The organism is Brevundimonas sp. DC300-4, from assembly GCF_049897365.1.
Classification (GTDB): Bacteria; Pseudomonadota; Alphaproteobacteria; order Caulobacterales; family Caulobacteraceae; genus Brevundimonas.
In genome coordinates this window covers 1-1,453 of sequence record NZ_JAFCWC010000040.1, presented here as the reverse complement: position 1 = coordinate 1,453, position 1,453 = coordinate 1, and the positions used below count along the sequence as shown (strand labels likewise).

Annotated in this window: 1 protein-coding gene; it reads right to left on the bottom strand. The window is 67.6% G+C overall.

Going from position 1 to position 1,453, the window contains the following annotated elements:
- Positions 1-1,451: CoA-acylating methylmalonate-semialdehyde dehydrogenase (locus ACP7AZ_RS17755; protein WP_426039974.1), on the bottom strand; the 1,451-nt coding region annotated here is incomplete at its 3' end.
- Between the last annotated feature and the right edge of the window lie 2 nt (positions 1,452-1,453).

Sequence of the window (1,453 nt, the reverse complement as noted above, 5' to 3'; positions counted from 1 at the left end):
TCCGGCCAGCGGGCGGTGATGGTCTTGACCTTGGTCCAGAATTTCACCCCCTCCATGCCGTGCTGGTTGGTGTCGCCGAAGGCCGAGCGCTTCCAGCCGCCGAAGGTGTGATAGGCGACCGGCACCGGGATCGGGACGTTGATCCCCACCATGCCGACATTGACCCGGGCGGCGAAGTCGCGGGCCGCCCGGCCGTTCTGGGTGAAGATGGCGACGCCGTTACCGTACTGGTGCTTGCTGGGCAGGCTCAGGGCCTCCTCGAAGCTGGCGGCGCGGACGATCTGCAGCACGGGGCCGAAGATCTCCTCCTTGTAGGATTCCATTTCCGGGGTGACGTGGTCGAACAGCGACGGGCCGATGAAATAGCCCCGCTCATGCCCCTGCAGCGAGAAGCCGCGGCCGTCGACGACCAGTTCGGCGCCGTCTTTCACCCCCTGCTCGATCCAGCCCTCGACCCGGGCCTTGTGCTGGGCCGTGACGACGGGACCGTAGTGGGCGCCGGCGTCGGTGGAGACGCCGACCCGCATGGTCGGGATCTCGGCGATCATCCGCTCGCGCAGTTCATCGGCGGTCTTCTTGCCGACGGGCACCACGACGGGCAGGGCCATGCAGCGCTCGCCGGCCGAGCCGTAGGCCGCGCCCGACAGGTCCTTGATCACCTGGTCCATGTCGGCGTCGGGCAGGACGATGCCGTGGTTCTTGGCCCCGCCCATGGCCTGGACCCGCTTATGGTTGGCCGCGCCGGTCTGATAGACATAGTGGGCGATATCGGACGAGCCGACGAAGCTGACGGCATGGACCAGCGGGTGCTCCAGGATGGCGTCCACCGCGACCTTGTCGCCGTGGACGACGTTGAGCACGCCGACGGGCGCGCCGGCCTCCATCATCAGCTCGGCCAGACGGACCGGCACCGACGGATCGCGCTCGGAGGGCTTGAGGATGAAGGTGTTGCCGACGGCGATGGCGACGCCGAACATCCACATCGGGATCATGGCCGGGAAGTTGAACGGGGTGATGCCCGCCACCACGCCCAGCGGCTGGCGCATCGAATAGACGTCGATGCCGGGGCCGGCGCCGTGGGTGTATTCGCCCTTCAGCACATGGGGGATGCCGCAGGCGAACTCGATCACTTCGAGACCGCGCTGGATGTCGCCCTTGGAGTCGGCGACGACCTTGCCGTGCTCGGCCGACAACAGTTCGGCCAGATCGTTCATATTGGCCTCAACCAGCCGTTTGAACTCGAACATCACCCGTGCGCGGCGCTGGGGGTTGGTCGAGGACCAGCCCTCGAAGGCGGTCTGGGCGGCCTGGACGGCGCGATCCATCTCGGCGACCGAGGCCAGCTGCACCCGGGCCTGGACCTCGCCGGTGTTGGGGTTGAACACATCGGCGAACCGGCCCGAGGCGCCGGTGAAGGACGCGCCGTCGATGAAATGGTTGATGTCGCGCATGG